An 8,132-nucleotide genomic window follows, 5' to 3' on the forward strand; every position below is an offset into this window, starting at 1 on the left:
CTCACCGCCTCGTCATTCGCCTCATGGATGCATTCAGGCTACAGTCTGTAGCCGGTACAGGCTCAAGGAGGATGCCGGCCCATGCGCGATCACATTTCCGGGAGGCCGCTGCGGCGCAAGGAACTGGCTCGACGGACGGGCTGCAACATCGAGACCGTCCGCTACTACGAAAAGATCGGCCTGATGCCCGAGCCGCCGCGTTCGGCCGCCGGCTACCGCCTTTATGACGAGGATCATGTCTCGCGCCTGCGATTCGTCCTGCGCGCCCGCGAGCTCGGCTTTGCCATCGACGAGGTGCGCGACCTTCTGGGGCTTGTCGACAGCGGCACGCAGACCTGCGCCGAGGTGAAGGAACGCACCGAGCGGCATCTTTCCGATGTGCGCGCCAGGATTGCCGACCTGCGGCGCATCGAGAAGGTGCTGGCGGCAACGGCGGCGCGTTGCACCGGGGAGCGCGTCCCGGAATGCCCGGTGCTGGAGGCGCTGTCGCGCTGACGCAGTGCCCGGCGCCGTTTCGGGTTTCTCGGGTTTGTTGGTGTGTCTCGACATTGTGCGCCACTGTGCGGGCCTTCGCGCAGGACCGGCACACCGCGTCTTCACGCCCATGCGATCGCCGACGCAGGAACAGTCCTCAGACCTTGTTTTCCAGGTTATCGGGTGCGCCGCTATCGTCGGTTCGGTTGCAGATTTGAGGCGGCTTGGAAGCCGGTCTGAACGATGACGGAACCGACAGACAGCCTGCTTGACAGAATAGGGCGCCGCATGGCGATGCGGCTTCGGGCCGAATGTGCCGATTGCAGGCCGTACACCCCATCCGATCCGCTGACGCTTTATCGCAGTCTCAAGGTGGGCGATGTCCTGCTTGTCGAAGGCAGCAGCCGGATCTCCTCTGCGATCAAGTATCTCACCCAGTCGACCTGGTCGCATGCGGCGCTCTATGTGGGCGACAGCCTGCCACCTCCGGTCGATGGAAGCGAGCGGGCGCGACTGGTCGAGGTGAATGTCGGCGAAGGCTGCATTGCCGCGCCTTTGTCGAAATACGCCCGCCACAACACGCGGATCTGCCGGGCCATAAGCCTATCGGATGATGACCGGCAGGCCGTTGCGCGCTTCATGATCGCCCGTCTTGGCATGCGATACGACATGCGAAACATTCTCGACCTGGTGCGCTACTTCTTTCCCGCACCGCCGGTGCCGGCGCGCTGGCGTCGAAGGATGATCGCCCTGGGGTCGGGTGACCCGACCCGTGCCATTTGCTCGTCGCTGATCGCCCAGGCATTTCAGAGCGTGCGTTATCCCATCCTCCCCAGGGTGACGCGCGTGCTGGAGACGGCAATGCCCAATGGCCGTGCCGTGCGAAAGGAGATCCTTCAGATTCGCCATCACTCGCTGTTCGTCCCGCGCGATTTCGACCTTTCCCCCTATTTCGAGATCGTCAAGCCCGAGCCGGCCTGCGGCGTCGACTACAAGTCGCTTCTTTGGGCGGACAGGCTGGCGGCCGGAAGGCAAGGGGAGGTTGCCGCCGACGCTTCTGCCAGCGGAGGAGGCGAGAAAGCATACGCGAAGGTGATTGGAATGTGAGGTGCCCGTGTGATGCAATCATTGCTCAATTGCACCTGCTGTTTGCTGGACCGGCCATGATGTGGCGAAAGACAATCCTTCTTCTCGTCCTGCTTGCAACGTCTCCGGGCCTGGCTCTAGCCGGCCCGCGGGAATGGGCACGGGAGGGCTGGAAGACGGATTTCACCAGGTCCTCCGTGCCGTTCGAGGAGATCATCTCCGGCGGCCCGCCGCGCGACGGCATTCCCTCCATCGACGATCCGAAGTTTGCGAAGGCTTCCGATGTGTCCGACATCGGCGCGCGCGAGCCGGTCATCCAGTTCGGTCTCGACGGCGATGTCCGGGCCTATCCGCTGCGCGTGCTCACCTGGCATGAAATTGCCAATGACTTTGTGGCCGGCAAGCCGGTTGCGGTCACCTATTGCCCCTTGTGCAACGCAGCCATCGTCTTTGATCGCCGCGTTGGCGGGCAGGTGCTCGCGTTCGGCACCACGGGCAAGCTGCGCCATTCCGACCTGGTCATGTACGACCGTCAGACCGAAAGCTGGTGGCAGCAGTTCACGGGCGAGGCGATCGTCGGCAGCATGACGGGCAAGAAACTGAAGCTCCTGCCCTCGCGCATCGTCTCCTTCGGCGCTTTCCGCAAGGCACACCCGGACGGCCCTGTTCTCGTGCCCAACAATCCGGCCTTCCGGGACTATGGAAGGAACCCTTATGCGAGCTACGACACGGCTGCCGTTCCCTTCCTCTACCGGGGCGACCTTCCCGAGGACATCCCTGCCATGGCGCATGTCGTGGTGGTCAGAACCGGGCAGGCGCCGCTCATCGTCAGCCTCGAACGGGTGCGTGAGGGCGGTTTCGAGCAGGATGGATACCGCATCGTCTACGAGGCCGGGGTGGCTTCGGCGCTTGACAGCCCGGCCATCGCGCAGGGAAGGGAGATCGGCACCGTGCGTGTGACACGCAACGGCAGGGACGTGCCCCACGACATCACCTTTGCCTTTGTCGCGCATGCGTTCCACCCGGACGTGCCGATCATCGTGAAATGAGAGCGGAGAAGGCTGCGGGCGCGCCCATGTCATTCCGGCAGCGCCGGTCGCGCAAGCCGGCCGCCACGGCAAGGCGAAGGCCGATGATCGGCGGGACTACGTAAAATCCCTTAGGGCATGACCGAATTTCAGAGGCGGGCGGGAAAGGGCATACCTCCTCCGACAAGATCGGAGACATCGAGATGCTTGCCCGTCGCACACAAAGACAGATCCTGCACACCGGTCATCCTGCTCATCCGGCATTGCCGGCATCGCAGCCTCATCAGATTGCGTTCTATACCGCCAACAAGGAAATCTACGGCCAGGGCGAGCGCGCGAGCGCGCTTTATCAGGTGGAGTTCGGTGCCGTGCGCCTGTATCGCCTTCTGGCAGACGGACGCCGCCAGATCAGCGCCTTTCACGTGGCCGGCGAGGTCTTCGGCTTCGAGGGAGATGGTCATCACCACTTCTTTGCGGAGGCGATCTGCAACTGTGCGGTGCGCATCTACCGGCAGCCTCTCGACGCGCAGCTTGCCTGCGAGATGCTCCCCATCGCGCTCAAGGCCCTGGTGCGCGCGCAGGAGCATCTTCTGGTCATCGGAAGGCAGAGCGCGGCAGAGCGGGTCGCGGCCTTCCTTCTGGACCTTCACGAGCGTCAGGGCGGCCTGCCGCAGGTGGAGCTCGCCATGTCCCGCACCGACATCGGAGACTATCTCGGCCTGACGATCGAGACCGTTTCGCGTGTTCTTTCCCGCTTCCGCAGCCAGGGCTACATTCGCCTCAAGGGCACCCGCACGGTCGAACTGGTGCGGACAGAAGCGCTGCGCGCGCTGTGCATGTGACGGCCCCTTCGACAATCGACGGATTTTTCGCTCAATCGATCCCGCCTTCGCGTTCGGTATTGCCGTCCGGCGACATCGGGTAGAGAGAGCGGATGTCTTCCGGCAGGCACAGACGGGTGCCGGGCGTGAGCACCGCCGCTGCACCGGCGGCGATGCCCAGATGAAAGGCCCCCTTGACGCTCCAATTCTGTGAAAGCGCCCAGACCATGGCGCCGAGGAAACTGTCGCCGGCGCCGATGGCCGAGCGGGCCACCACGCGCGGCGCGCGCGTTCTCGTCACGCCGCCTGCCGTGGCAAGCAGGGCTCCCTGCGCCCCCATCGTCACGGCCACCATCTGTGCCGCCCCCTCGTCAACCAGCTTCATCGCCGCCGCGCGCGCGCCTTCTTCGTCCAGTTCTCGGCCGACAAGCTGGCCCAGCTCGCCAATGCTGGGTTTTACCAGAAAGACCGGAGCCTTCTGGAGCGTGACGCGCAGCCCGTCGCCAGAGCTGTCCAGCACGAAACGGCCACCCCTTTCGGCAACGATGTGCGCCATCAGCGCGTAGCTGTCTGCCGGAGCGCCGGCGGGCAGGCTGCCGCTTGCTACGACGTAAGGGGCATCCCGGCTGCCGACGATCTCGATCACCCGTTCGATCTCCCGCGCCGAGACGGCGGGTCCGGCGGGCACGAAACGGTAGTCGAAGCCGCTCGCGCGCTCGTGCACGGCATAGGCGACACGGGTGTCGCCGGCAATCGGCAGCCCGTGGCGGGCCACGCCCTCGCGCTCAAGCAGCGCGTCGAGCCAGGCGCCGGTCGGCCCGCCGCCAAGAAAGACGGCTTCGGCATCGCCGCCCAGGGCGAGGATGACCCGTGCGACATTGATGCCGCCCCCGCCGGGATCATGGCGCGCGCCGGAGGTTCTGATCTTGCGTACCGGCCGGACGGCCTCGGCTTCGCAGAAGAGATCGACCGTTGGATTGAGCGTGACGGTAAGGATGGATGACATCGTTGTTTCCTGCTCGTCAGCGCTTCACCGCGCGGCAACGGAAAGGTCGAATTCGATGCCGTTCACGTTGCTCACGTCCTCGACCAAGGCACGCACGGCCTCCCGTTCCGCTTCGGAGCCGACCGTGCCGCCCAGATGCACCACGCCGCGCCGGACACTCACATTTACCCGATCCTTGCCAAGACCGAGATCCTGATCGAGTCGTGTGCGGATGGTGCGGGCGATGGCGGCATCGCCGGAGGCGATGGGCTCCTGCGGCGCCGCGCATATCGCCTTGAGCAGGTCGCGGCGCGTAACCATCCCGACCAGCTTGCCGTCGCGCAGCACCGGAACCCGCTTGACGCCGTGTTCGGCCATCAGCGCGGCGATGCTGTCGACCGATTCGTTCTCGTCGGCGATGACCACATCCCTCGACATGACGTCGGCAACCTTCCAGCCTTGTCGCTTCAGATAGTCAATGGCACGTCTTTCCGGGGTCGGAATGCGAGGCCGGGGCCCGCCGAGTTCCATGCGGCGCAGCAGATCGCCCTCGGTGATGATGCCGATGATGCGTCCCGTATCGTCCAGCACCGGCAGGCCGCTGACACCGCTGTCCAGCATGATCCGGGCGGCGTGGCGCACGCTGTTGTCGGCGGAGACTACCATGCATCCGACCGTCATGATGTCTCTGGCTTTCATGGTGTTGTCGAACTCCGTTTGCGCGTTTCACGGTCAAAAAGCATGCGGGGTCCCCTCATGCCTTGACCGGCATCAAACGGCGGAACGGCGGTTTCCCGGCATATGGGCTGCGGCGCCGGCGAAAGCGCCCCTATGGCGTGGCCCTGCGTCCCGACATCGTCTCGATCACGATGCGAAAGAAGAGCTCCGGCTGGTAGGCCGTCAGAGGCGGGTTCACTGGTTTGCGGCCACCGGGTTCCCACCAGTCGGCATGCTTGCTCAACAGCGACCACGCATGGTCGCGCTGCCGCTTGTGGCCAATGCGATCAGGCAGCTCCTCGTAGCGGCCTTCCGCGAGAACGGTGCGCCATTGCCGTCCCTTGCCCGCCTCCTCGACCAGAACGCACGCTCGCGGATTGGCGCGCATCCAGTCGATCTTCCTGCCGGGCAGGGAAAAGGCGTAAAGACAGCCGTCCGAATAGGCGTAGTGGATCGGCACCACATAGGGACGGTTGTCGCGCGCGCATGCCAGACGGCCGATCCGGTTTTTGGCAAGCACGTCCTTGCACTCCTCTTGCGAGAGGGTGAATATCGAGATCTGTGCATCTTCCATCGGCCTTCTCCTGTACCTTCGGGCTAATCGCGAGGCGCCGCCCGGCCGCCATCGGCGAGCGCGTCAGCGGGATGAAGGATGACGAGATCCCCCTCGCTCACGCCGGCTAGCACCTGCGCCACCTCCCCGTTCATCTGGCCGATCTCGACGGCCTTCTGTCGCGCGCGCCCATCGCGCAGAACGAACAGGCTCCACCGGGCGCCATTTCTCCTGCATTGAGCTCCAGATCCACCCCGCGCAGCGCAAAGGCCTCCACTTCGCCCGTGCGGTAGACCTTCGTCAGGCCCTTTACGGAAAAGATCGGTGTTTCCACAGGATCGGGTCCCTTGCCTGGCCCAGCCATAGTGGCTTGAGACACTCCTGCCTTGACCCGCATCAAACCGGGCGATACCGGCCTTCAGGTGTCGGAGCGGGCGGACCGCCTTGTCAGATGCCGGCCATCCCATCTCTTCTCCATCTCCATGACGACCAGAACGCTTGAGGCGACGAGAAGGAGAATGCCCCACTCGGCAAAGGAGACGGGAGAAACCTGGAGAACGTCACGCAAGCCTGGAACGTACATCGCCGCGATGTGCAGTCCTTGGGCTGCCAGGACGCCGATCAGCAGCAACGGATTTGAGAAGAAGGGCTGCCGGAACACCGAATGGTGCTCGGAGCGGCTGTTGAAGGTCTGGAAATTCTCGAACAGAACGAACAGGAGCAGAAGGAGATTGCGTGCCTGGGTTTCCTCGTAACCCTGCGCCAGAAGCCACCAGAAGATGGCGAACCCGCCGCACCCCATGACCAGCGTGGAATGCCAGATGCGGCGGATCATGAGTCGATCGAAAATCGGCTCGCGGGGGTCGCGCGGCCTGTAGGAGAGCTCGTCGCCTTCTGCACGTTCCGCCGCCAGCGCGACGTCCTGAATACCGTTGGTGACGAGATTGAGCCACAGGAGCTGTACGGGAAGCAGCGGCATCGGCAGCCCCAGCGGCAAGGCCAGCAGGAACAGGACGACTTCTGCCGCGCCCGTCGAGACCAGCATGAAGACGACCTTGCGGATGTTTGCATAGGACACCCGTCCCTCGCGCACGCCGGCGACGATGGAGGCGAAGTTGTCGTCTGTCAGGATGATGTCGGCGCTTTCCTTTGCGACATCGGTTCCCTTGTGCCCCATGGCCACCCCCACGTGAGCGTGCTTGAGCGCCGGCGCGTCGTTGACGCCGTCTCCCGTCACCGCCACGAAATGGCCGTTGCGCGCCAGGGAGAGAACGATGGCGAGCTTCTGGGACGGGCTGACGCGGGCATAGATGCGCGTGTTGCGGGTCAGGCGGTCGAGCGCGTCCTCTCCTTCCTTCTCGGCATCGCGAACGGTGTCGCCGGTGGCGACCTGGTGTGCCTTGAAGCGAAGTCCGGCATCGCGGGCAATGGCGCCGGCGGTGCCTGGGTCGTCACCGGTGACCATCACCACCTCGATTCCCGCTCCATAGCAGGCGCGGATTGCGGAGGGCACCTCCGGGCGCACCGGATCCTGCATGCCCGCAAGTCCCAGAAAGACGAGGTTGACAAGGTGATGGGGCCCGTATCGTCCGTCGGGTTCGGGGGCGATCTCTCCTTCTGCGAAGGCCAGAACACGCAGCCCGCGCTCGGCCATTCGGGTTTTTTGGCGCAGAAGATGCCGGCGGTCGATGGCGATTGTCCGCTCGTCGGCCGCCATGGCCTCGCACATGTCGATCAGCGTTTCCGGTGCCCCCTTTACGAAGACGCGGACACACCCCTCCGCGGCGTGGAAGGAGGCGGCGAATTTCAGGTCCGGCTCATAGGGGATGCGGCTGCGGGGCGGATATGCCTGAAGGATCTGATCGGGTGCGATTCCTGCCTGCCGCGCGGCCGCCAGCAGGGCCACGTCCACCGTGTCGCCGTGGCCTTTCCACTGGTCGCCATCGTGCACGAGCCGTGCCTCGTTGGGCAGGGCGGCGGCGCGCATGAGGCGCGCGATCTGCCGCCGGCCGGCCGGAGAAAACGCGTGCAGCGACTCCGTGCCTTCCCGCTTGTCCTCTGTCGCCACGCATGACAGCGATGTGCCATCGGGCAGGCAGATGTCCGTTACCGTAAGCTGGTTCAGGGTCAGCGTGCCGGTCTTGTCCGTGGCGATGAGCGTGCAGGAGCCCAGGGATTCGATGGCTGGCATCTTGCGCACGATGACATGAACCGCCGCCATGCGGCGCATGCCGATCGCCAGCGCAACCGAGATGGCCACGGGAAGCCCCTCCGGTATCGCGGCGACCGCCAGTCCGATCGCCATCAGGACGAGGTCCGAGAAGGGCATTTCCCGCACGAAGCCGACGGCGATAAGGGCCACGACTGCAATGGCCACGGCGAGCGCGATCAGAGATATGGGCGAAAGTTGGTGACGCTTGATCAGGCGGCGACTTGAAGTTGGCGGAGGCCGTCGCGGAACTCAACCC

At 64.8% G+C, this 8,132-nt stretch carries 8 protein-coding genes and 1 pseudogene; 4 read left to right on the forward strand and 5 right to left on the reverse strand.

Going from position 1 to position 8,132, the window contains the following annotated elements; genetic code table 11:
- The first annotated feature begins 81 nt into the window (after positions 1-81).
- The 4 genes from NYR58_RS17325 (at position 82) to NYR58_RS17340 (ending at position 3,430) form a co-directional block, all read left to right on the forward strand.
- Positions 82-495, forward strand: a complete 414-nt coding sequence (locus NYR58_RS17325; RefSeq protein ID WP_261522413.1) for a MerR family transcriptional regulator — start codon at positions 82-84, stop codon at positions 493-495.
- 222 nt (positions 496-717) lie between these two features.
- A complete protein-coding gene (locus NYR58_RS17330; RefSeq protein ID WP_261522414.1) occupies positions 718-1,581 on the forward strand; it encodes a YiiX/YebB-like N1pC/P60 family cysteine hydrolase in 864 nt (287 codons plus the stop codon).
- Positions 1,582-1,637: 56 nt separating this feature from the next.
- Entirely contained in the window at positions 1,638-2,609 is a 972-nt protein-coding gene (locus NYR58_RS17335; RefSeq protein WP_261522415.1) for a DUF3179 domain-containing protein, read from the forward strand.
- 182 nt (positions 2,610-2,791) lie between these two features.
- Positions 2,792-3,430, forward strand: coding sequence for a helix-turn-helix domain-containing protein (locus NYR58_RS17340; RefSeq protein WP_261522416.1), 639 nt, complete (start codon positions 2,792-2,794; stop codon positions 3,428-3,430).
- 31 nt (positions 3,431-3,461) lie between these two features.
- Here NYR58_RS17340 and NYR58_RS17345 read toward each other — a convergent pair whose 3' ends face one another.
- The 5 genes and pseudogenes from NYR58_RS17345 to NYR58_RS17365 form a co-directional block, all read right to left on the reverse strand.
- Positions 3,462-4,415 (reverse strand): 1-phosphofructokinase family hexose kinase, encoded by a 954-nt coding sequence (locus NYR58_RS17345; RefSeq protein ID WP_261522417.1) that lies wholly within the window; start codon positions 4,413-4,415, stop codon positions 3,462-3,464.
- 24 nt (positions 4,416-4,439) lie between these two features.
- Positions 4,440-5,093, reverse strand: coding sequence for a CBS domain-containing protein (locus NYR58_RS17350; RefSeq protein WP_261522418.1), 654 nt, complete (start codon positions 5,091-5,093; stop codon positions 4,440-4,442).
- A 130-nt stretch (positions 5,094-5,223) separates the two neighbouring features.
- Positions 5,224-5,685 carry a pyridoxamine 5'-phosphate oxidase family protein gene (locus NYR58_RS17355; protein WP_261522419.1) on the reverse strand — a complete coding sequence of 154 codons (462 nt, stop codon included), beginning with the start codon at positions 5,683-5,685 and terminating at the stop codon, positions 5,224-5,226.
- Between the two features lie 130 nt (positions 5,686-5,815).
- A complete protein-coding gene (locus NYR58_RS17360; protein ID WP_261522420.1) occupies positions 5,816-6,028 on the reverse strand; it encodes a hypothetical protein in 213 nt (70 codons plus the stop codon).
- A gap of 54 nt (positions 6,029-6,082) precedes the next feature.
- Positions 6,083-8,053 (reverse strand): annotated as a pseudogene (locus NYR58_RS17365) (cation-translocating P-type ATPase); the annotation flags it as partial.
- Positions 8,054-8,132 lie beyond the last annotated feature (79 nt).

Origin of the sequence: Chelativorans intermedius (assembly GCF_025398255.1) — a bacterium.
Taxonomy (GTDB): domain Bacteria; phylum Pseudomonadota; class Alphaproteobacteria; order Rhizobiales; family Rhizobiaceae; genus Chelativorans; species Chelativorans intermedius.